21 protein-coding genes, 1 pseudogene and 2 riboswitches are annotated in these 21,840 nt (G+C 39.3%); of the genes and pseudogenes, 17 read left to right on the forward strand and 5 right to left on the reverse strand.

All coding sequences use genetic code 11. The annotated features are described in order from the left end of the window. Positions 1 to 84 precede the first annotated feature (84 nt). The 4 genes and pseudogenes from ACIQXJ_RS05100 (at position 85) to ACIQXJ_RS05115 (ending at position 2,446) form a co-directional block, all read left to right on the forward strand. The gene (locus tag ACIQXJ_RS05100) at positions 85 to 330 is read left to right on the forward strand and encodes a YkuS family protein (protein WP_173478988.1); all 246 of its coding nucleotides are present in this window, start codon (positions 85 to 87) and stop codon (positions 328 to 330) included. A gap of 188 nt (positions 331 to 518) precedes the next feature. Further along, a complete protein-coding gene (locus ACIQXJ_RS05105; protein ID WP_403050384.1) occupies positions 519 to 959 on the forward strand; it encodes a GNAT family N-acetyltransferase in 441 nt (146 codons plus the stop codon). 224 nt (positions 960 to 1,183) lie between these two features. Continuing rightward, a complete protein-coding gene (locus tag ACIQXJ_RS05110) occupies positions 1,184 to 1,831 on the forward strand; it encodes an HAD family hydrolase (protein ID WP_403054839.1) in 648 nt (215 codons plus the stop codon). Next, positions 1,828 to 2,446, forward strand: a pseudogene (locus ACIQXJ_RS05115) (NUDIX hydrolase). The gene ACIQXJ_RS05110 and the pseudogene ACIQXJ_RS05115 overlap by 4 nt, the downstream one beginning before the upstream one ends. 103 nt (positions 2,447 to 2,549) lie before the next feature. Here ACIQXJ_RS05115 and ACIQXJ_RS05120 read toward each other — a convergent pair. The 5 genes from ACIQXJ_RS05120 to ACIQXJ_RS05140 all read right to left on the reverse strand — a co-directional run bounded on the left by ACIQXJ_RS05120 (position 2,550) and on the right by ACIQXJ_RS05140 (position 8,845). Continuing rightward, positions 2,550 to 6,071, reverse strand: coding sequence for a S8 family peptidase (locus ACIQXJ_RS05120; protein ID WP_403050387.1), 3,522 nt, complete (start codon positions 6,069 to 6,071; stop codon positions 2,550 to 2,552). Between the two features lie 143 nt (positions 6,072 to 6,214). Beyond that, complete coding sequence (locus tag ACIQXJ_RS05125; protein WP_403050390.1) at positions 6,215 to 7,051, reverse strand: energy-coupling factor ABC transporter ATP-binding protein; 837 nt, start codon at positions 7,049 to 7,051, stop codon at positions 6,215 to 6,217. Then, entirely contained in the window at positions 7,048 to 7,821 is a 774-nt protein-coding gene (cbiQ, locus tag ACIQXJ_RS05130; protein WP_403050393.1) for a cobalt ECF transporter T component CbiQ, read from the reverse strand. Before cbiQ ends, ACIQXJ_RS05125 begins: the two co-directional genes overlap by 4 nt. Positions 7,822 to 7,824: 3 nt before the next feature. Next, a complete protein-coding gene (locus ACIQXJ_RS05135) occupies positions 7,825 to 8,097 on the reverse strand; it encodes an energy-coupling factor ABC transporter substrate-binding protein (protein WP_173478982.1) in 273 nt (90 codons plus the stop codon). Between the two features lies 1 nt (position 8,098). Beyond that, entirely contained in the window at positions 8,099 to 8,845 is a 747-nt protein-coding gene (locus tag ACIQXJ_RS05140) for an energy-coupling factor ABC transporter permease (RefSeq protein WP_403050396.1), read from the reverse strand. A 140-nt stretch (positions 8,846 to 8,985) separates the two neighbouring features. Beyond that, positions 8,986 to 9,169, reverse strand: a riboswitch (cobalamin riboswitch). Positions 9,170 to 9,426: 257 nt separating this feature from the next. After that, a riboswitch (cobalamin riboswitch) is annotated at positions 9,427 to 9,606 on the forward strand. Between the two features lie 138 nt (positions 9,607 to 9,744). Here ACIQXJ_RS05140 and ACIQXJ_RS05145 point away from each other — a divergent pair. From ACIQXJ_RS05145 to cobA, 13 genes are read left to right on the forward strand one after another with little or no spacing between them, the layout of a single operon-like run. Next, a complete protein-coding gene (locus ACIQXJ_RS05145) occupies positions 9,745 to 10,116 on the forward strand; it encodes a (2Fe-2S) ferredoxin domain-containing protein (protein WP_401010180.1) in 372 nt (123 codons plus the stop codon). A 3-nt stretch (positions 10,117 to 10,119) separates the two neighbouring features. Beyond that, positions 10,120 to 11,796, forward strand: a complete 1,677-nt coding sequence (gene cobJ / locus ACIQXJ_RS05150) for a precorrin-3B C(17)-methyltransferase (protein WP_403050399.1) — start codon at positions 10,120 to 10,122, stop codon at positions 11,794 to 11,796. A 14-nt stretch (positions 11,797 to 11,810) separates the two neighbouring features. After that, positions 11,811 to 12,719 carry a sirohydrochlorin chelatase gene (locus tag ACIQXJ_RS05155; protein ID WP_403050402.1) on the forward strand — a complete coding sequence of 303 codons (909 nt, stop codon included), beginning with the start codon at positions 11,811 to 11,813 and terminating at the stop codon, positions 12,717 to 12,719. Further along, complete coding sequence (cobK, locus tag ACIQXJ_RS05160) at positions 12,716 to 13,477, forward strand: precorrin-6A reductase (protein ID WP_403050405.1); 762 nt, start codon at positions 12,716 to 12,718, stop codon at positions 13,475 to 13,477. Before ACIQXJ_RS05155 ends, cobK begins: the two co-directional genes overlap by 4 nt. 12 nt (positions 13,478 to 13,489) lie before the next feature. After that, on the forward strand, positions 13,490 to 14,149 hold the full coding sequence (locus ACIQXJ_RS05165; protein ID WP_173478976.1) for a precorrin-8X methylmutase: 660 nt from the start codon (positions 13,490 to 13,492) through the stop codon (positions 14,147 to 14,149). Continuing rightward, positions 14,149 to 15,282 carry a cobalt-precorrin-5B (C(1))-methyltransferase gene (locus ACIQXJ_RS05170; RefSeq protein WP_403050408.1) on the forward strand — a complete coding sequence of 378 codons (1,134 nt, stop codon included), beginning with the start codon at positions 14,149 to 14,151 and terminating at the stop codon, positions 15,280 to 15,282. The genes ACIQXJ_RS05165 and ACIQXJ_RS05170 overlap by 1 nt, the downstream gene beginning before the upstream one ends. Continuing rightward, on the forward strand, positions 15,239 to 16,459 hold the full coding sequence (gene cbiE, locus ACIQXJ_RS05175) for a precorrin-6y C5,15-methyltransferase (decarboxylating) subunit CbiE (protein WP_403050411.1): 1,221 nt from the start codon (positions 15,239 to 15,241) through the stop codon (positions 16,457 to 16,459). The genes ACIQXJ_RS05170 and cbiE overlap by 44 nt, the downstream gene beginning before the upstream one ends. Next, entirely contained in the window at positions 16,452 to 17,159 is a 708-nt protein-coding gene (gene cobI, locus ACIQXJ_RS05180; protein WP_401017400.1) for a precorrin-2 C(20)-methyltransferase, read from the forward strand. Before cbiE ends, cobI begins: the two co-directional genes overlap by 8 nt. After that, on the forward strand, positions 17,159 to 17,944 hold the full coding sequence (gene cobM / locus ACIQXJ_RS05185) for a precorrin-4 C(11)-methyltransferase (protein ID WP_403050414.1): 786 nt from the start codon (positions 17,159 to 17,161) through the stop codon (positions 17,942 to 17,944). Before cobI ends, cobM begins: the two co-directional genes overlap by 1 nt. Beyond that, a complete protein-coding gene (locus ACIQXJ_RS05190; RefSeq protein WP_403050417.1) occupies positions 17,937 to 19,058 on the forward strand; it encodes a cobalt-precorrin 5A hydrolase in 1,122 nt (373 codons plus the stop codon). Before cobM ends, ACIQXJ_RS05190 begins: the two co-directional genes overlap by 8 nt. Before the next feature lie 11 nt (positions 19,059 to 19,069). Then, positions 19,070 to 20,437: a cobyrinic acid a,c-diamide synthase CobB gene (locus ACIQXJ_RS05195; RefSeq protein ID WP_403050420.1), complete on the forward strand. Its 1,368-nt coding sequence runs from the start codon at positions 19,070 to 19,072 to the stop codon at positions 20,435 to 20,437. Beyond that, positions 20,430 to 21,068 (forward strand): precorrin-2 dehydrogenase/sirohydrochlorin ferrochelatase family protein, encoded by a 639-nt coding sequence (locus ACIQXJ_RS05200; RefSeq protein WP_403050423.1) that lies wholly within the window; start codon positions 20,430 to 20,432, stop codon positions 21,066 to 21,068. Before ACIQXJ_RS05195 ends, ACIQXJ_RS05200 begins: the two co-directional genes overlap by 8 nt. Further along, on the forward strand, positions 21,065 to 21,832 hold the full coding sequence (cobA, locus tag ACIQXJ_RS05205) for a uroporphyrinogen-III C-methyltransferase (protein ID WP_403050426.1): 768 nt from the start codon (positions 21,065 to 21,067) through the stop codon (positions 21,830 to 21,832). Before ACIQXJ_RS05200 ends, cobA begins: the two co-directional genes overlap by 4 nt. Positions 21,833 to 21,840 lie beyond the last annotated feature (8 nt).

Raw genomic sequence — 21,840 nt, forward strand, 5'->3', positions numbered from 1 at the left:
CTTTTTTGTTCATAACAAAAAATAAAATAAGTGAATAATTAGCAATCCTATATGGCACATTAACATATAGGAGGTGGAAGAAAAATGTCTAAAATTATCGGTGTCGAACAATCATTATCAAATGTTGAAGATGCTTTAAAAGCAAAAGGTTATGAAGTGATACAGCTTCGTAATGAAGAGGATGCAAAAAAATGCGATGCATGTGTAATTACAGGGCAAGACAGAGATGTTATGGGAATTAGCGACCCTATAATGGCAGGACCAGTTATCGATGCGGCTGGGCTTTCTGCTGATGAAGTAATACAGCGTGTAGATCATTATTTCCACTAAATATGGCAAAGGGTGCTGTTTTTGAAGTCTAAAGGGGCTTCAGAGCGGCGCCTTTTAAATTCCATACGAAGCTGCGAAGTTCATTTCTGAAGTACTATTCATAATATCTTTATAACAGCATTTCCTTTATAATTAACACTAGCTACATATTTTTAACAATCATGGGTAGACATAAGGGGAGAGAATTAATGGAAATACTTCACGCGACTATGGATGAATTAGAAGAAGTAACAGTGCTATTTGATGAATATCGCCAGTTTTATGGACTTGAATCAGATAGAAGTAGTGCTAAAGCATTTATCCAATTACGAATGGCTTTAAAAGAATCCATTATTTTTATTGCTGTAGTAAATAGGAAAACGATTGGCTTCGCACAATTATATCCAACTTTTTCATCTATCGCTTTACAACGTGCATATATATTAAATGATATATATGTTACGGACGATGCTAGAGGCCAAGGGGTAGGCAAAGCATTGATGGAGAAGGTGTTTCAATATTGTGAGCAACAATATGCACGGTATGTTACGCTTCAAACCGCTACAGATAATGTTCATGCACGAAAGTTATATGAAAATCTTAATATGAAACAAGATCAATATTGTAATTATGTTAAGTACTTTAATTAAGAATAAGCATCTCGTCCATTTTGGATGAAGATGCTTTTTTGTGTTTTATTTACAATTGCGTGGTAGTTTGCAATTATAATTAAAAGGGTTTTAGAAACATTTGTAAAATATATATATATTAATACTTTAAAGGAGGGCAGACAATCATAATAAGAACTAGAGGAATCAAACAATTTATACAATGTGCGTGGTAGTTACTAACTTATATAAAACTAAAGGAGCAAATAATGAAAGCTATCGTATTTGATTTTGATGGAACATTGGCGAATACTTTACCAATTTGTTACTATGCTTTTCAAAAAGTATTTAAAGATTATGATAATAAGGATCTTACTGCAAATGAAATTAAGGAAATGTTTGGTCCTTCTGAAACAGGTATTATTAGAAATAATCTCTCTAATCCTAATAAGGAAGAAGCTATCGAATATTACTATGCTCAATATTCCGAATTACATAGAAGTTTGGTAGAAGTAAATCCTGAAATTCATGGATTATTGAAAACTTTGAAAGAGGCAAATATAAAAATAGGAATTTTCACGGGAAAGGCAAAAAGAAGCTTGAATCTCTCTCTAAAAGCATTAGATATGGAAGAATTATTTGATGTCATCATAACTGGTGATGATGTATTAAAACCTAAACCAGATCCAGAGGGGTTATTAAAAGCATTATCTCTTTTAGGCGTAGAAAATTATGAGGCGATTTATATTGGAGATAGTGATGCTGATATCGTTGCAGGTTTGCAGGCAAATGTCTATACGATTGGCGTACAATGGTTACCCGAATACCAAACAGAGGAATTTAATGCACAACCAAATTCAATCATAAAAAGTATCACAGAATTTAAGCGTTTCTTAAAAGTTGGAATTTTATGAGTTACCAATGGCTGGAATGGGCAAAAAAAAATACAAGCATTATCTCAGGCGGGCTTAACTTTTTCTAAGGATATTTATGATATCGAGCGTTATGAGGAATTACGTCACATTAGTGCAGAGATTATGTCACAACACACTGAACTTGAAATGACCAAAATTAAAGATTTATTTACGAATGAAACGGGTTACCAAACGCCGAAAGTTGATGTTCGTGGTGTTGTTTTTAAAAATAGTCAAATATTAATGGTAAAAGAGAATATTGATAATAAATGGGCATTACCCGGAGGGTTTTGTGATATTGGATTATCTCCTTCAGAGAATGTAGTAAAGGAAATTAAAGAGGAGTCTGGTTATAATGTCATGCCAGTCAGGTTACTTGCGTTATTGGACAAAAATAAACACCCGCACCCTCCTGAACCATATCATTACTATAAGATATTTATTTTGTGTGAGATTATTGGTGGGGAAGCTACTATAGGTATTGAGACGAATAATGTTCAATTTTTTTCGCAACACCTTTTACCTCCACTTTCTACTAATAGAAATACTACGTCACAAATTGATCTTCTCTTTGAATTTTTGCGGACTCCAGAGAAGGAAACATTATTTGATTGAGATGAAAGCTATTTTTGAATAAAGTTATTGGGCATAAAGACAAAAGGCATCGAGAAGTTCAACTCGATGCCTTTCGTCCTTTTTTTACTTTAGCAGTCGCTAGTTACTGTACTTCGAGCGTATATGGTTGTGTACTAGCTTTGCCGTTTGCTTCACTAACTTCTATATAATACGTTCCTTTATCTAGTTCAACGGAACCTACTTCAGTATCTTTGGCACCGTAAAGATCTAATGTTTCAACCGTTTTTCCATTTGCATCAATAATACGAATTACACCATCTAAACCTTTTTCAGTTTGTAAGGAGAAGAACACATCGCGTTTGCGGTCATTGTAGAATTCGAAATAGTCTTTATCGCCAAATGGCACACTAGCATTTAAATATTGATTAGCCACATATTTATCGCCATTTTTCGTTAGCTTAGTTGGTTTTGTTGGCAAACCATGCACTAAAGTGGAATCCGCATCTTCATCCACATTTTTATGATTAAATAAAGATAATGTGTATGGTTGAAGCGATACGAGCCCAATGTCCGAGCCGTTAAGAGTAATAAAATAACCGTGATTTCTTTTCGCTAGGAAAGATGTGTTGACCTCTGAAGTACCTGAGAGACCAAGAAGGATTTCAAATATGTTTTCACCTTGTCCCAACGGTATTTCTGTCGCTAGTTCATCGTCATCGATTTGCATATTGCCGTTTGTATCCTCAATAATTGAACCAGAAAATTTCAAGTCAAATTGTAGTTCCTTTGGTATTTGATTGAGTTGTACATTTGTATATGGAACGGAGGATAACAGAAGACTCAAGACTGTATCCTCGCCCCGATGTTTATAGTAGTAGTAATCTTTATCATCATTATAGATGAGATGATTTTGATAATCGATACCAGGTTCAATCATTTGAGCATTGATGTCTGTATTAATTTCATTGTTTTTGTCTTCAGGTACAGCTGCCAGTTTCCTTGATGTAAGTAAATATGGTTCGATGGAACGTCCACCAACATTGACAATTTTCATAACATAAGCTTTATCTTTTTTCAGAGCAATTGTTTTTGGATCGTTTTCACCAATTGTTACTCCGTAAAGTAGACCAATTAGCCCCGAATCATTCGTTAATGAAGAAAGTGGTAGCAATTCATTCGTTTCCTCATCATATTCAAATATAGTGCCAGTTGGTCCTTGATTATATCCTTTTTTAATATGGAAACCATAAATCGCATCTTCTGGAACGGCAAATACGAAATAATCTTCATCATATTCAGTTTGGAAGTATGCTTTTTGATCTTCACCGATATCAAAAGGAATTGCATTCGGCATAATGAGATCCGCATCTAAACCATTTTCCTCAAAATCGGAACCTGAAAGAAGATTTAAAATATTATTTACTCGTTCACGTTTTTTTGCTTTATTTTGAGCTGGTACGTCATTGTTATTTTGAACATCTTCTTCAAGCATTGGCTCATTCAAAGGAAGTCCGTCTTCATCTTCAGGAAGATGAACAACTTCTCCTTTTAACGTGTAAGGAATAATCGATTCATTTATGTTCGCTTTTTCCTCATTATCAATACCGCCATTAAAGAGCATATCGAACGTCAATGCGCCACTGTTGTCATTGGATACACTTAGTACATATTCTTCATCAGGGATTGCATCGAAAACGATACTTACACTTTCACCTTTTGCTGAGCCTGAAGATGCTTGTATTGGGTAGGGTGCATTTTCATTCCAATCTTCTTCATCTACTTGTTCTGTTGAGATGTTATCCAAATCGCTTTTTAAGTAGATTTCCATGGATGCTGTAACACCTGGTATACCAGATAAATCAAATTTCAGTGTAGATGGTTGCGTTACTGAAAATGTAAAGTAATCTTGATCACTTTGTTGATCATCTGACAGTAACGTATAATTTTCCCCTGCTGTACTAAATGGGAACTGTTGAATTTTATGTGCGCTATCCATTGCTAATGAATCGATTGGTATTTCATTTGTCGTTTGCGCTGTGAAAATATAGTTTGAAGCACCTTTTAAGCTATAGCCACCATTATGATCTTTGACGCCAATAAGAAGCGTTCCTGCTTGCTCTGCTTTATAAAGGTAGCCTTCTTGTTTACCTGCGCGGACATCATTGACATTTATCGTTTCAGACTCATCTTTTTGACCTGTAGGGTAGAAGTATAAGTCAAATGCATAGTCATAGTTGCTAGCTCCTTTTAATGACAGTTGAGCATATTCACCTGCATCCAATTCAATTTTATACCATTTCTTTTCATCAGGTAGCTTGAATTCACCTTTTTCGGTATTCATACTATTTTTATTAAGCACTGTGGCATTATTTAGGCGCTCTTCTTTTGTTTCAGAATAGCGCTTTGGTAGGTTGTTTAAATCGAAGCGCATTGCTTTTAATGGGTCGACGAGGCCATGGCCATAGGTTAGATCGTAGCCTCTTTCACCTAAATCCTTTGCGGTCATTTCGAGTATAGCCTCTATTTCATGAGGCTTTAAAGTGGGATATTTTGATTTTAGTAGGGCTGCTACACCCGCAACTACAGGAGATGCCATTGAAGTCCCACTAAATGCTGTGAAGGAGGATCCCTTTTTTTGATCATAAACGGTACTATAAATATCTTCTCCTGGCGCAACTAAGTCCACTGATGGTCCATAGTTAGAATAACTTGATAGCTTATTGCGTTCATTTGTAGAACCAACGCTAATGACACCTTCGAAAGAAGCGGGGAAGGAGTATTGATCTGTTGATTCATTGCCTGCGGCAGCTACAATCGTAATGCCTTTATCGATTGCTTTTTTAACGGCTTCCTGTATTAGTGGAGATTCTCCATAGCCACCGAGACTCATATTAATAACGTCAGCGTTTTGTTCAATAGCATAAAGTATACCTTGTGCAATAACAAAATCATTTGCGGTTTGTTTGCCGTTAAAGACATCTATTGGAAGAATTTTTGCTGTTGGAAAAATACCATGTCCACCAAGCCCATTATCTTTAGTAGCTGCAATAATGCCTGCTACATGCGTCCCATGTGGATCAGAAAAGGATGTATTGGCAGGTGTTGCTGCATTATATGGTGGAAGCACTTGAGACTTCAATTCTGGATGTTTATAATCGACACCAGAATCGATAACTGCTACTTTGACCTCATGATTTCCTGCTAATGATAAAGCCCTATCAATTTGCAGTAGGTTTAAATGATACATATCCTTTTTCTTTGGATCTACTACATTACTAAAGGATTGGTACTTGTAGCTTGGAGATACACTTTTGACTCCAGTTTGCTTGGCATAATAAGAAACAGCCTCTGTTAATGTTACGCCTTTTTTTAGTTGGACTACTTCGTAACCTAATGAAGGAATCGATCGAATTACTTTTGAACCAATTTTACTATGTACGGTCTTAGCAAGACCCGAATGTTTGACGATAATAGTATCAGCACTAATCCATTCGTTTCCTCCTGTTTGATAGTTGAACTGCTTTAATGCTTGCTTTTTGTTGCTAGCGAGCATACTTGTCACCAATTCTGGGTTCTGTGGTGCTTCAGCAAAGGCAGAAGCAGCAGGAACCATTAGTGCAGAACATGCTACGACAGCGATTGATTTCATCACCCAGTTTTTCAATTGTTTTTCCTCCTTGAGTAAATAATGGTATTTCACTATTTATAACGGATGGAGAATGGAAAGGTTTCATACTACAATAAATTTTTTTAAGATTGTTTGAAAATTGTTTGAGTGCCTGGCACCCGAACAGGCACCTAAACAATTTAGAGCTGTTCGATAAGTCTTTGTAAGTCTTTCTTTGAACGAGGCATCGGCATGCCATCGTCAAATAGCTTTTTGTTTTGTAAGGCGAGTGTTATTTCAAAAACCCAAGGACGTTCAAGGTGGGCTAGTTCCAGTAACTTCTCTTGATAGAACAATTCGACCGGATCTCCATCGTAAATGACTTTCCCAGCCTCCATTACAATTATTTGATCCGCCCATTCATAAGCCAAAGCGATATCATGGGTCGCCAATAAAAAAGTTCGGTGACCATTTTCTAATTTAGCTAAGTAATGTAAAAGTTGTGTAGCATAATAATTGTCTAGTCCAGCAGTCGGTTCATCTAATAGTAATACAGAAGGTTCCATTGCCAGCACACCTGCCATGGCAACACGTTTTTTCTGTCCGACACTTAAAAAATGTATGGGCTTATCAAGTAATGACTCAACCTCTGTTTGTGCTACAGCCCAGGCGATTTTTTCCTCGATTTTTTCTTGAGTCCAGCCAAGATTTAATGGCCCGAAAGCGATATCTTGCTTTACTGTGCCTGAAAAAAGTTGATTGTCAGCATCTTGAAATACGATGCCGACCTGCTGACGTAATGCTGATAATGCTTTTCTAGAATAGCTAAGCGCTTCGTTGCAAAACGTAATGCTGCCATCGGTCGGTTTTAAAATTCCATTTAGATGCTGAAATAGTGTTGATTTCCCAGCACCATTATGACCTAGTAGGGCGATTTTTTTTCCCTTAGGTATTTGCAATGAAATATCTGTAAGGGCCTCGGTACCGTCTGCATAGGCATATGATAAATGTTTAAGATCAAAATAAAGCTCTGTCATGAGAAAAAACCTCCATATAATACGAGGAATAAAAAAATAAGAACAATTCCAAACCAGTTTTTCTTGCTATAGCATACACTGTCTTGCCAATAGACAGATTCGCCACCACGTGCCTGCATCGCATTATTTAGTTCACGACTACGTTGAAACATTTCTGCAAACAATGCTGCAATAAGCATGGAAATCGACCGTAGCCATTGTATAGGTGATTGATAGCCAAGACGTGATTGTTGAGCAAGATGAATTTTATGCATGCTATTTAAAAAGATGAAAATAAATCGATACGTTAACTCTACTAATTCTACAAATAAAGCAGGCAGATGCCATTGACGTAAGACGTGACAAATAGATTGGACCGAAGTCGTTAAAATTAAAAAGTATAAACAGCTAATACTGCCTAATACAGAGAACAATAGCTGCTGTGCTGTAATTACGCTTTCATTTCCGATGAAAACTGTCCAATTACTAAGAGAAAATGCCCAGAAATGTGCTGGGAGGTTACTTGAATTTGGCGCAATTGAAATCAAAATAGATAGCAAACTGGATAGCAGAAAAAATCCTGGTAACAGCAGTAATTTCGCATAATATTGGAAAGGGATTTTAGCGCCTAAAATGATAAAAGCACTCATTACAATAAATGTAATGAGTGAAATAAGTTCATCTCTCACGATAAGCGACAATAGCAGTAACCCCAAGGAAAACGTCATTTTTTCTAACGGATGAACGGACGCTAGTTTATTCATATAAGCATACTTATCAATGAGTAACATCGCTTAACCTTCCTTATGCTTGCCTCGCATATAACCTACGAAATAGCCAATAAAGCCAGCACCAATCGCGGCTTGTAATACGAATAATAAGCTTTCGATTTCACCACTTGGTGGCTCCCATAAGCTTTCAAACCATGGTTCATATTCTGCATTAATTTCACCGATTGCAGCTTCAGCTTCTCCGTCTGCACCACCGAATTCTGCACCTTTTTGTACGAAAAGAGGGATGATTGCTAGAAGTACAACGACAGCTAGTAGCAGTAAATTCTTTTTCATCCTAATGTGCCTCCTTTGCTGAGAAAACACGTAGTGCCTTTAATTCGCTCACATTGTATTTTTTTAAGAAATTCATAACGATAACTGTTAAAATCCCTTCACTAATTGCTAGAGGGATTTGCGTTAAAGCAAAAATACCTGCAAATTTTGTGAATGAAGCCATAAAGCCTCCTACTTCAGAAGGGAAAGCCAGTGCTAATTGAACTGAAGTGACAACATATGTACCTAAGTCCCCAAGCATCGCTGCAAAAAAGACAGCAATAGAGAATGATAGACCGATTTTTTGAGAACCTTTAAAAACAAAATACGCAATAATTGGTCCTACAATTGCCATAGAGAAAGCATTCGCACCTAAAGTGGTAATACCACCATGCGCTAAAAGTAATGATTGGAATAATAAAACGATTGTTCCAATCACACTCATGGCTAATGGTCCGAAAAGAACTGTACCAAGACCAACGCCAGTAGGATGTGAGCAACTTCCTGTTACTGATGGAATTTTCAGTGCCGATAGGACAAATGCAAATGCACCCGATAAGCCTAATATCATTTTCGTTTCAGGATTTTCATCAATTGTTTTCCGAATAGAACGTAATCCTAAAATAATAAATGGAATCGAAATGACCCACCAAAAAATTGCCCATTCAATCGGCAAAAATCCTTCCATGATATGCATAGCAAACGCTCGTTTTGGTACTAGTAAAAAAGCCACTAAGAAATAACTAAGTTTCCAAAAAGAAAATTTCAATACCTTTCCTCCTCAACAGTAAATTTCGAATGTAGCGTGCGCAATAAAAAAGCACTTCTCCGTTTCGGAAAAAGTGCATAGCTGAAAAAGCAAATAGAATTGTCATTTGCCAAGCCGCACACCTATCCTCGTAGGTTGAAACGATCACGATTTTCTCGGCAGGTCTCCTGGCTTTAGTTCAACATTTTATAGGCCTTCCCGTCCTATGGACAGTGACATTTTCTATAAAATTCCCTAGTACAGTGGCGGGACCGCGCCGGACTTGAACCGGCTTCCCTTTTAAGCGAAATGTATACACTTCGCACCGAAAAAAGATGAAGTTGTGAGTTTTCACGAAGAAGTGTAACATGTTTTTCCAATCAGAAGCTATCCTTTTTTTGTAAAAAGTTTTTTTAAAAAGAATAACAATCTAGAAAATTCAGATAAATGTAAGGAAAAATCGATCAATTTCAATGAAATATTTGTTGAAATTTTATTAAAAATCTAATAAATAAAAAAGAAATGTTGAAAAGTATAAAAATAATAGGCTATGATAGAAACAGTTTTATATTCGTTTTATTAACATTTCATTTCAAAATTTAAATATAAATCCATCATTAAGTGCTCGAAATACTTCGAGATAATAGGGAAATCGGTGTAAACCCGGTACAGCCCCCGCTACTGTAATAGCTGATGAAATCGCAATGCCACTGAAGACTTGGGAAGGCGCGAAAGTAAGAAGAAGCTTAAGTCAGGAAACCTGCTTAGTTGATGACATGCAAACTTTTCGGAGGGAGAAGTGAAGCGAGAGCGGATACGTATATATTCGTTTTTATTTTGGCTTCTATAAAACCTTTACTCTTCGATATCGAGTAAAGGTTTTTTCTTTTTCCTAAAAGAAGAATGAGGGGAGAAAAACAATGACAACTTGGAATTTAGAGGGCATGAAAACCCATCTTTTTATTTGTAATGGTAGTAGTTGCATGAAAAAAGAGGCTGAGGAAATTACGCTCGCAATTCGAGACGAAATAGAGAAATTAGCACTCGATAAGGAAATACATACGACAAGAACGCGTTGTAATGGCAGATGTAAAGATGCTTGTGTTGTGATCGCGTATCCACAGGGAAATTGGTATCGTGTACCAACAGTTGAGCATGGTAGAACACTTGTACAAGATTTAAACCATGATTCTTTACATAGTGAGCATGTTTTTACACTGACAGAAGGTACGTTGCAACGTACCCCGCAAACAACAGCCATTAAAGGCATCGACAAGGTGAAAGAGGGGTAAAAAATGGCGCAAAAAGGAAAGATTTTTGTTGTAGGCTTTGGACCTGGGGATTTCAAACATATTACGACACGTGCTGTAGAGGCATTGCAACAAAGTGAATTTATTATCGGTTATAAAACGTATGTGGAGCTCATTCAAGATTTAGTAAGTGCGAAGTCGATTGTTAGTACTGGTATGACTGAAGAAGTGTCACGAGCACAAGAAGCGGTACGTCAAGCGGAGGCCGGAAATATCGTTTCTGTTATTTCGAGTGGTGACTCAGGCGTATACGGGATGGCTGGACTTGTATATGAAGTACTAATTGAGCTTGGTTGGACGGAAGCGACTGGGGTTGAAGTCGAAATTGTACCAGGGATCTCTGCTATTAATTCGTGTGCAAGTTTGCTAGGCGCACCGATTATGCATGATTCTTGCACGATTAGTTTAAGTGATCATTTAACACCTTGGAATTTAATAGCAAAGCGTGTTGAAGCTGCGGCGATGGCTGATTTTGTAATTGCTTTATATAACCCAAAAAGTGGTCGCCGTACACGTCAGATTGTAGAAGCACAACGGATTTTACTAGAATATCGATCACCGGATACACCTGTAGGACTAGTGAAAAGTGCCTACCGAGATCGTCAGGAGATAACGATGACAACTTTAGCAGAGATGCTCGAGCATGATATCGGCATGTTAACTACAGTTATAATTGGAAATTCATCGACATTTTTCTATGACAATAAAATGATTACACCGCGTGGCTATCAGCGCAAATATACACTTGGAGAAGAAAAACAGCCTTTACGTCCACATCAGCGTTTAAGAGAAGAAAATGAACCGTGGGCAATGAACCAAGAAACAGGTACTGCACGCCATGACTTTGCTGCAGATCCAAACGCAGGACGTCTGAAAAGTAGTATAGCGATAGCACCTGCGCCTGTATTGGTACCAGAAAAATCATCTTTAGAAATGGCAGCAACTGCACTAGCCATGGTTAAAGGAACAACTGTCACAAAGGCAAGAACAAAGATAGTTCAGCAAAAAATGGAGTCGATTTTTGAACTAGCTGTTAGTCCTGGGGTAGCAAATAAATTTTTCACTCCTCAGCAAATGATGACGCTAGCTGAAGTTGTAGGAGAAGAAGGTACGATGGAATATACACCTGACCATCAAATTCATTTGAAAATCCCAACTACAGACCCAGATACAATTACAGAAAAATTGAGTGCAGTAGGCTTTTTACTTGCACCGATTGGAGATGTGCTGTCATTAAAGGCTTGTGATTTCTGTTATGGGGAGAAGGCAGATTCAATTCCATATGCAGAGGAAATTCAAGCAAAGCTAGGTGGGTTGTCGTTGCCAAAAACACTGAATATTGGCTTTAATGGCTGTGGCATGGCGTGTTATCGTGCAGTATTTGACGATATCGGCATCGTCTACCGGAAAAGTAAATTTGATGTTTTTATCGGTGCGAAACCAGTAGGTCGTACAGCACATGCGGCACAGCCGGTCGTAGAGGGACTAGAGCCAGAACAGCTTATTCCGCTTATTACAGACATTATTGAGGAATATAAGGCAAATGCACATCCAAATGAACGCTTATTTAAGTACTTCAAACGGGTGAAAAAAATATTGCATTTTACGTATCAAGATATGTCGTCAAAAATAAAAGTAGAGCCAGCTCCGTGCGGCGACTAGTGAGGAGATAAAAGATGAAAGCAATTTTATTTGTTGGCCATGGTAGCCGTTTAGCAGCAGGAAATGGCGAGGTACGAACGTTTATAGAGCAAATGACACCACGTATCGATGAAAGCTTTTTAGTAGAAACATGTTTTTTAGAGTTTGCCTCTCCAAACATTGAAGATGGTATAACGAACTGTGTGAAGAAGGGTGCTACTGAGGTCCATGTAATCCCAATTATTTTACTTCATGCTGGACATTCAAAACTGCACATTCCAGCAGAAATCGAACATGCACGTGAGCATTATCCAAATGTTACATTCACGTATGGGCAAACAATCGGTATTCATGATGAAATTTTTGCGATTTTAGAAGACCGCTTAGCAGAAATCGGCTTTAATACTGAGGAAGTGCAAAAGGATACTGCTATTTTATTAATTGCACGAGGTGGCAGTGACCCAGCAGCTAATGGGGATTTTTATAAAATTACACGTTTGTTATGGGAAAAATTAAACGTTCAGTATGTGGAAAGCGCATTTATGGGTGTGACTGATCCACGTGTTGAAGAAGGCATTGAACGCTGTGTCAAACTAGGTGCTAAAAAAATTATTATGCTGCCGTACTTTTTGTTCACTGGTATTTTAATGGAACGTATGAATGGCATGTGCAAGCAATTCAATGAGCAATATCCTGACTGTGATATTCAAATTGCCAACTATTTTGGCTACCATGAGCGTTTGCAAAATGTGTTATTAAACCGTATTGAGCAAGCTGTAAATGGTACATCAACAGGGATGCAGGATTTAGAAAACTATCGTGCTTACGCGGCGGTACATGGACATGCGCACCATCATCACCATCACGATGACGATCACGGGCATGACCATCACCATCACGACCATCATCATGATCATCACCATGACGAGGAGCTAGTAAAATGATTTTCATGTTAGCTGGTACGAGCGATGCAAGGAATCTTGCACTTGAATTACAGTCAGTAGGCTATGCTGTTACGGCAACCGTCGTTACAGATTCAGCCGCTTCAAGTCTTGCCGAGGTAGGTCTGCCACATTTAGTAGGGCGTCTAACAGCTGAGGAAATGGCAGCGATTATTAAAGAACGTGGTTACCGTATAGTTGTTGATGCCTCGCATCCATTTGCGGAGGAAGCTTCTAAAAATGCGATGGCAGCAGCTAAGAGTGCAGATGTTCCATATGTTCGTTATGAACGCGCAAATGAGCATTACGAACATCCACTTATTACAGTTGTAAAAGACTATGAGGAAGCAGCACAGTTAGCCGCAGTAAAACGAGGCATCATTATGCTAACAACTGGCAGTAAAACACTTGCAACGTTTACCAAAGTATTACATGGCTTAGAAAATACACGTGTTATCGCACGTATGCTTCCTCGTCTTGATAATATGGAAAAATGTGAAGCGCTTGGTGTGGCGCAACGAGATATCGTTGCCATCCAAGGTCCCTTTTCACAAGAATTAAATGAAGCATTATTTCGACAGTACAATGTCACATTGATGATTACAAAAGAAAGTGGCAAGGTCGGCTCTGTCGATGAAAAACTAGACGCAGCACTTGCTTGTGGCATTGAAACGATTTTAATTGCACGACCAAATATTCAATATGGCCAACAATACTCCTCATTTGAGGAAGTACTACAAGCTGTACAACACATACTTTAGGAGGCAATCCATATGGATTTCAAAACAGATTTTAAACCATTAACAGTAGACCCAGACAAAATTTATGATTATAGTTTCTCGATAATTGCAGAGGAAATGGGCGAACATGATTTTACAGAAGATGAGTGGAAAATTGTACGTCGTATTATTCATGCTTCTGCTGACTTCGAATTAGGACGTAGCGTCATTATTACACCAGGAGCAATTGAAGCAGGCATTAAGTCGATCCTTGCAGGTCGTCATGTCATTGCTGATGTACAAATGATTGAAAGTGGTTCAGGGAAAAAACGTTTCCAAAAGCATGGTGGGGATTTACACTGCTATATCGCAGATGAAGACGTTTCTATTGAAGCGAAAAAACAAAATACAACGCGTGCCATTATTTCGATGCAAAAGGCATCAAAATTACACGAAGGTGGCATTTATGCTATCGGAAATGCACCGACAGCCTTACTAGAGTTAATACGTTTAATTAAAGAAGGTTTAGCAAAACCAGACTTAATTATTGGTATGCCAGTAGGATTTGTGTCAGCAGCAGAGTCGAAAGAAGAGCTTTTAAAGCTAGAGGGGATTCCTTATATTACAAATGTTGGGCGTAAAGGCGGTAGTACAGTGACGGTTGCTGCTTTAAATGCGGTTTCATTATTAGCGGACGAACAGGCGAAAAAATAATGGAGCGGAAGCCAAAAAAGGATCCTAAAGACATGCGTCACGGTTATACAACAGGAGCCTGTGCAACTGCAGTTACGAAAGCGGCATTACTAGCACTCATAACAAATGAAGAACAAGAAACAAGTACAATTCATTTGCCAATTGGGCGAGATGCAACATTTACGATTGAAAAATGTACGTTTGGAAGCAACGTAGTAAGTTGTGAGACGATTAAGGATGCTGGTGATGATCCAGATGCGACACACAAAGCCCTTATTATTGGCACGGTAAGTTGGGCTGATACCCCGGGGATACATTTAGATGGTGGTATCGGCGTCGGGCGAGTAACAAAGCCCGGCTTACCTGTTGCTGTTGGAGAAGCAGCGATTAACCCTGTACCACGTAAAATGATACATAGTACCGTGCAAGATGTGCTAGAAGAGTTTCAAATTAATCGCGGCGTTAATGTTGTTATTTCTGTACCAGAGGGCGAGGAAATTGCAAAAAAAACATTAAATGGACGGCTTGGCATTATTGGCGGTATTTCCATTTTAGGCACAAGGGGAACCGTCGTGCCTTTTTCGAGTTCTGCTTATATGGCAAGTATTGTTCAAGCTATTAGTGTCGCAAGGGCAGCTGGCTGTGAACATGTAGTTGTAACAACAGGTGGGCGTAGTGAAAAGTTTGGGATGGCCCAATATCCTACATTACCTGAGGAAGCGTTTATTGAAATGGGTGATTTTGTCGGCTTTACATTAAAGCATTGTAAACGACTTGGCATTAAGCAAGTATCGCTCGTTGGGATGATGGGGAAATTTTCAAAGGTGGCTCAAGGAGTAATGATGGTGCACTCCAAAAGCGCAGCCATTGATTTTAATTTTTTAGCGCAGTTAGCCATTGATATTGGGGCAGATAAAGAAACGGTAGCGCAAGTAAGAGAAGCAAATACCGCATCACAAGTTGGTGAAATAATGGCTGAAAAAGGCTATGATGCTTTCTTTCATCACCTATGCGAGGCGTGCTGTTATTCATCTTTACACCATGTTAGAGGGGGCTTGACGCTCTCCACATCGATTTATTCGATGCAGGGACAATTATTAGGAAGGGCTGATGACATTGCATCGATCGATGAAATTGATTGGGATCGGGGATAACGGACAGGAAAGTTTACTACCACAGTATAGACAGTGGATTGAAGACTGCGAGGTGCTCGTAGGTGGTGAGCGTGTCCTTGATTTTTTCCCAAGCTTTACAGGAGAAAAAATAGTGATTAAAGGTGGGCTTTCGACGCTTGTTGAAAAACTAGTCGAAGAAACGCGTAGAACAGTTATTTTAGCATCTGGTGATCCACTATTTTATGGCATCGGGGGCTATTTAGCAAAGAAGCTAAATATCGAAGTATATCCGTATATAAGCTCGGTACAACTCGCGTTTTCAAAAATGGGCGAAAGCTGGCAGGATGCCTATGTAACTAGTATTCACGGGCGACCAATGAAAGGCTTAGCGCAACGTATTGATGGCAAAAAGAAAGTAGCATTACTTACAGATGCGGACAATAATCCAAATGCGCTGGCACGTTATTTAAAGCATTTTGGTATGACGGAATACCGTTCTTTTGTTGCAGAAAATTTACAAGGTAGTGAAGAAAAATATGGCTGGTATTCTCTTGATGAAATGGAAGTGGCAGAATTTTCATCTTTAAATGTCGTCATTCTACAGCAAACATCAGTACCGAAGCGCTATGCACTTGGTATAGATGATGAAGAGTTTTCGCAACGTAAGCCAGACAAAGGACTGATTACGAAAAAGGAAATTCGTGTGTTAAGTTTGCAAGCAATGCAGCTTCAAAAGGATAGCACGATTTGGGATGTTGGCACATGCACAGGATCGATGGCAATTGAAGCTGGGAAACTTGCCCCTGAAGGTCAAGTGTATGCTGTGGAAAAAAATGCACCTGATTTAGAAAATTGTCTACAAAATCAGCAGAAATTCCGTGTCGATGTTACAGCTATTCATTGTAAAGCGCCTGCAGGACTAGAGCATTTTCCAGACCCAGATGCGATTTTTATCGGCGGAACAGGTGGGGAAATGGTGGAGTTATTACAGCTGTGCTGTGCGCGATTAAAGCCCAATGGTCGCATTGTCTTAAATGCTGCTACAATAGAAAATTTATATAAGGCAGTTGAGGCGTTTAAAGCTTGTGACTTTGCAGTGGAAATTCTACAAGCACAACTTGCACGTAGTAAACCAATATTAGATATGACTCGCTTTGTCCCATTAAACCCGATATATATTATTTCGGCATATCGAAAGGAAGAAAATCATGAGTAATCTTGGTATTTTATATGGCTTAGGCGTAGGCCCTGGCGATCCAGAATTAATTACAGTAAAAGCATTCCGTGTTATCCAGGAGTCACCAGTTATTGCCTACCCTAAAAAATTAAAGGGTAGCAAAAGCTATGCACATCGCATCGTAGACGTTTACATTAATCCAGAGGAAAAAGATATGCTTGGTCTTGTTTTCCCAATGACGAAGGATGAAGCAGTTTTAGAACGTGAATGGACGAAATCTGTTGAACTTGTTTATGGTAAATTGAAAGAAGGCAAGGATGTTGCATTTGTGACAGAAGGTGATCCTCTTTTATACAGTACTTTTATCCATATGATGAAGCTAATGCAGGACATGCACCCAGACGTAGAAATTCGTACAGTACCTGGCATTTCTTCGTTCAATGGTTCTGCATCACGTCTAGGTATTGCCCTTGCTGATGGAGATGATCGTGTCGCAATTATTCCAGCACATGATAATTACGATGCAATGCGTGAGGCAATTGAAAGTCATGATGCAGTCGTATTTATAAAAGTAGCAAAGGTTATTGATTTAATGCTAGAAGTTCTGCGTGATTTAGACTTACTTGATAAAGCTTCCGTTGTAACAAAGGTTACATCTGATGAGGAAATTATATGGGATGTGCGTGAACTAGACGGTGTAGATTTAGAATATTTAACGTTAATGGTGGTGCGAAAATAATGAAGAAAATTTATATTGTTGGTGCAGGCCCAGGAGACCCAGATTTAATTACTGTCAAAGGTTTACATATGCTACAAACAGCGGATGTTGTCATGTATACAGATTCGTTAGTCAATGAAGATCTTATTGCAAAGGCAAAGCCAGACGCGGAAGTAATTCGTACGGCTGGCATGCATTTAGAAGAAATGGTTGCGGTTATGGTAGAGCGTGTCAATGAGGGTAAAGTAGTGGCACGTATGCATACAGGCGACCCTGCGATGTATGGTGCAATCATGGAACAAATTGCTTTATTGAAGAAGGAAGGGATTGGCTACGAGGTCATTCCTGGCGTTAGCTCGGTTTTTGCTTCAGCGGCAGCAATCGGTGCGGAGTTAACAATTCCCGATTTAACACAAACGCTTATTTTAACTCGTGCAGAAGGGCGTACACCTGTGCCTGAGTTTGAAAAGCTACGTGATCTTGCTAGCCATCATTGTACGATTGCGCTGTTCTTGAGTGCAACATTAACAAAGAAGATCGTCAAAGAATTGCAAAGTGCGGGATGGTCTGATGATACGCCAATTGCAGTAATCCAGCGTGCAACTTGGCCCGATCAAAAAATTGTTCGTACGACATTAGTAGAGCTTGATGAGGCGATGCGTGTCAATGGTATACGTAAGCATGCAATGATTTTAGCTGGTTGGGCATTAGACCCGAATATTCATGATAAAGATGAGTACCGTTCAAAATTATATGATGCGACCTTTACACATGGCTTCCGAAAAGGTGTGAAGACAAGTGATTGAATTACAAGAAGGTGTACTTCCTGAAGTTAATCAGCGTAATCCTTATGCAGTTGTAGCCATTACGAAGCATGGTGTTCAAATAGGACGCAAACTTCAGCAAACATTTGCAGCAAGTGATTTATATTATATGAGTAAATTTGAACATGGCGACGAAGATGAAAAGCATATTCAACTTTTTACAGGTACGGTGCGCTTATTACTACCAACGCTTTTTAAGCAGTATAAAGGATTAATCTTAATTATTTCACTTGGTGCGGTTGTTCGCATGATTGCACCAATTTTAAAGGATAAGAAGACTGATCCCGGTGTGGTTGTTATTGATGACCGTGGTGAAAATGTGATAAGTGTGCTTTCAGGCCATTTAGGCGGAGCGAATGAGCTAACACATGAGGTTGCAGCGGCACTAGGAGCTAACCCTATTATTACAACAGCTTCTGACGTTCAAAAAACAATTCCTGTTGATTTATTTGGTGCACGTTTTGGCTGGGTTTGGGACAGTGCAGATAAGCTAACACCTGTTAGTGCCTCTGTGGTCAATGAGGAACACGTTGCGATTGTACAGGAAGCTGGGGAACGTGATTGGTGGATGCGTGATACACCAATGCCTGAGCAAATAAAAATTTACCCATCGGTACACGACGCGATTGAAGCAAAACCTCATGCTACGCTGTTTATCACAGACCGTATAATTGAACCTGAGGAAGAAGTGTTGCTGGAGAATGGTGTTATTTATCGACCAAAATCAGTTGTCCTTGGCATGGGGTGTAATCGCGGGACGGCTGTTGAAGAAATTGAACAAGTCATTGATGAAACGTTAGCTGAGCTGAAGCTTTCGAAAAAAAGCGTAAAAGCACTTTGTACAATTGATTTGAAAAAAGACGAACCTTGTTTTATTGAAATAACAAAAAGATATGATTGGGAGTTTGTAACGTATACCCCAGAACAGTTAAATGAAATCAATTTCCCATCACCATCTGAAACCGTTTTTAAATATACAGGGGCATATGGGGTAAGTGAACCAGCTGCAATGCGCTATGCACAGGTAGATTCACTCGTATTACCAAAGAAAAAGTCAGGCAATGCTACGATTTCTGTAGCAAGATTAGTATTTTAAGGAGGGAGCCTATGCAAACAAATCGCTTTGTACTTGCAGGGACAGGAAGTGGTGTTGGCAAGACAACATTCACAATTGGCCTTATGAAAGCATTGCAGGAAAAAGGTAAAGTCGTGCAAGGCTTTAAATGTGGTCCTGATTATATTGACCCTAGCTACCATACTGCGGTAACAGGACGTGTGTCGCGCAATATTGATAGCTGGATGTTTTCGCATGATGCGGTACGTGATATTGTCGCACGTGCGAGCATGGATGCAGATATTTCGATTATCGAAGGCGTTATGGGCTTTTATGATGGCAAAAGTCCGTTATCTGATGAAGGCTCGGCAGCTGACATTAGTGTTGTTACAGAAAGTCCGGTTATTTTAATCGTCAATTGTGCAAGTATGGCTCGCAGCGTAGCGGCAGTTGTAAAGGGCTTTCAGCTACTATCTGATCAGCCAAACATTGTCGGCGTTATTGCGAACCAAGTTGGTAGTGTAGGGCATTATGAAATTGCTAAAGCTGCGATTGAGCAGGAATGTGATATTCCGGTTATAGGTTATCTAAAGCGTGAAACAGGCATTGATATTCCAAGTCGCCATTTAGGGCTTATTCCTGCTATTGAACGAGGTGAGCTTGATTCATTTTTTGACAAGCTAGGTGCTTTAATGGCAGAGACGATTGATTTGGATTTATTACTGTCATTAACAAAGGCGCCAGTTCTTCAGGAGACAGGTCAACTATTTGCTGAGCAACCTGCAAAAAATATTTGTATTGCGGTAGCAAAAGATGCTGCATTCAACTTTTATTACGAGGAAAATTTAGCACTTTTACGAGCAAAAGGAGCAACATTGCAATTTTTCTCACCACTTGCAAATGAACCTGTTCCAGCAGAAGCAGATGGTTTATATATCGGTGGAGGCTTCCCGGAGGAATTTGCCGATACGCTAGCAAAAAATACTGTCGTGAAAACATCCATTCGTGAAGCAATCGCGAAAGGTTTACCAACATTAGCTGAGTGTGGAGGCTTTATGTATTTGACTGAGGCGATTACGAATAGTCAAGGTGAGCGCCATGAAATGCTGGGTGTTATTCCTGGTGAAGTAGCGATGCAAACAAAGCTTGCCGCACTTGGCTATCGTGAAATCTTTGGGACAGCGTCTAACTTTTTAATCGGTAAGGACGAACAAGCAAAGGGCCATGAATTCCATTATTCATCATATAGTGGTACCCATGACGCTCCTGCTTACGAAACAAAAGGGCGTTTTGGCAATAAAGAAGAAGGTTACCAAACAGGGAATTTGGTAGCTGGCTATACGCATTTTCATTTTGTTTCTAATCCTAAGCTTGTTGATAACTGGTTAACAGCATGTAAGAAGGTGAAAACAAATGACTAATTACTTTCCTATCCATTTAAATATCGAATATAAAACTGTTGTTATTGTTGGCGGAGGTCATGTAGCGACGCAAAAAGTTACGTCATTGCTACCGGCTAAAGCAAACATTGTAGTAGTTAGCCCAACGTTACACGACACATTAGCGCCACTTGCAGAATCAGGGCAAATAACATGGCGTGAAAAAGAATTTGAGCCACGAGATTTAGATGATGCAACACTTATTATTGCAGCGACGAATGATACAAACGTCAACAATGCGGTACAAGAAGCAGCGCAACATTGGCAGCTCTTAAATCGAGCAGATGCACAAGGTGAGAGCGACTTTATAACACCTGCAACAGTTCGTCGCGGTCCTTTAGTGTTGACGGTTTCCACATCTGGTGCAAGCCCAGCACTTGCACGCAAACTAAAAGAAGATTTAGCTGAGCAATTTGATGCTGTATATGAAGATTACGTATGCTTTTTACAGCAAGCACGTCTAATGGTTACTGCTAAATTTGATAAGGGTGATCAAAGACGTGCCGCGTTACAAGCACTACTTGAGCCAAACTTATTAGCATGGACACGCAGTGGAGAGATTGACCGACGTGAGGCCTATTTACAACAACTATTGACGGGAGAAACGCGATGAAAGAGGGAATTGTATATTTAGTAGGGGCTGGCCCGGGAGATCCAAAGCTCATTACAGTGTATGGGCTAGAATGTATTCAAAAGGCCGATGTCATTGCATACGATCGTCTAGTGAATCCGAAATTATTAGATTTTGCAAAGAAAGATGCAGAGCTTGTGTACTGTGGTAAATTGCCAGGTAAGCATCATCTTATTCAAGACGAAATTAATGCATTGCTTGTCGAGAGAGCGCAAGAAGGCAAAGTTGTAACACGTTTAAAGGGTGGTGATCCTTTTGTTTTTGGTCGTGGTGCTGAAGAGGCAGAAATATTAAAAAATCACGGCATACTCTATGAAGTGATACCAGGTATAACAGCCGGAATTGCAGCTCCTGCCTATGCAGGTATTCCTGTTACACATAGAGATTTTGCCACAAGTTTTGCACTAGTTACTGGTCACGGTCGCGAGGAAAAAGGACAAGATTTTTTGAATTGGCCAGCACTTGCAACTGGTATCGATACTGTCGCATTTTACATGAGTGTAGGCAATATTGCATATATCGCAAAAAAGCTCATTGACAATGGTCGTCCCGCGACTACGCCCGTTGCGGTAATTGAATGGGGTACAACTGAGCAACAGCGTACGATAACAGGGCCACTAAACGACATTGCTAGTATTATTGAACGTGAGGGTTATCATAATCCTTCAATGATAGTCGTAGGGGATGTTGTCAATGTACGTGAAAAAATTCAATGGTTTGAAGAGCAAGGGCTCGCTTTTAGCTAATGTTGCTA

This window comes from Lysinibacillus sp. NPDC097868, assembly GCF_044761135.1.
Classification (GTDB): domain Bacteria; phylum Bacillota; class Bacilli; order Bacillales_A; family Planococcaceae; genus Lysinibacillus.

Coding starts and splice junctions, on each gene's coding strand:
- cbiE (WP_403050411.1), top strand. CDS start 15,239: ATGACATTGCATCGATCGATGAAATTGATTGGGATCGGGGATAACGGA.
- ACIQXJ_RS05155 (WP_403050402.1), top strand. CDS start 11,811: ATGAAAGCAATTTTATTTGTTGGCCATGGTAGCCGTTTAGCAGCAGGA.
- cobM (WP_403050414.1), top strand. CDS start 17,159: ATGAAGAAAATTTATATTGTTGGTGCAGGCCCAGGAGACCCAGATTTA.
- cobJ (WP_403050399.1), top strand. CDS start 10,120: ATGGCGCAAAAAGGAAAGATTTTTGTTGTAGGCTTTGGACCTGGGGAT.
- cbiQ (WP_403050393.1), bottom strand. CDS start 7,821: ATGTTACTCATTGATAAGTATGCTTATATGAATAAACTAGCGTCCGTT.
- cobK (WP_403050405.1), top strand. CDS start 12,716: ATGATTTTCATGTTAGCTGGTACGAGCGATGCAAGGAATCTTGCACTT.
- cobI (WP_401017400.1), top strand. CDS start 16,452: ATGAGTAATCTTGGTATTTTATATGGCTTAGGCGTAGGCCCTGGCGAT.
- cobA (WP_403050426.1), top strand. CDS start 21,065: ATGAAAGAGGGAATTGTATATTTAGTAGGGGCTGGCCCGGGAGATCCA.
- ACIQXJ_RS05170 (WP_403050408.1), top strand. CDS start 14,149: ATGGAGCGGAAGCCAAAAAAGGATCCTAAAGACATGCGTCACGGTTAT.
- ACIQXJ_RS05135 (WP_173478982.1), bottom strand. CDS start 8,097: ATGAAAAAGAATTTACTGCTACTAGCTGTCGTTGTACTTCTAGCAATC.
- ACIQXJ_RS05100 (WP_173478988.1), top strand. CDS start 85: ATGTCTAAAATTATCGGTGTCGAACAATCATTATCAAATGTTGAAGAT.
- ACIQXJ_RS05105 (WP_403050384.1), top strand. CDS start 519: ATGGAAATACTTCACGCGACTATGGATGAATTAGAAGAAGTAACAGTG.
- ACIQXJ_RS05145 (WP_401010180.1), top strand. CDS start 9,745: ATGACAACTTGGAATTTAGAGGGCATGAAAACCCATCTTTTTATTTGT.
- ACIQXJ_RS05165 (WP_173478976.1), top strand. CDS start 13,490: ATGGATTTCAAAACAGATTTTAAACCATTAACAGTAGACCCAGACAAA.
- ACIQXJ_RS05200 (WP_403050423.1), top strand. CDS start 20,430: ATGACTAATTACTTTCCTATCCATTTAAATATCGAATATAAAACTGTT.
- ACIQXJ_RS05195 (WP_403050420.1), top strand. CDS start 19,070: ATGCAAACAAATCGCTTTGTACTTGCAGGGACAGGAAGTGGTGTTGGC.
- ACIQXJ_RS05125 (WP_403050390.1), bottom strand. CDS start 7,051: ATGACAGAGCTTTATTTTGATCTTAAACATTTATCATATGCCTATGCA.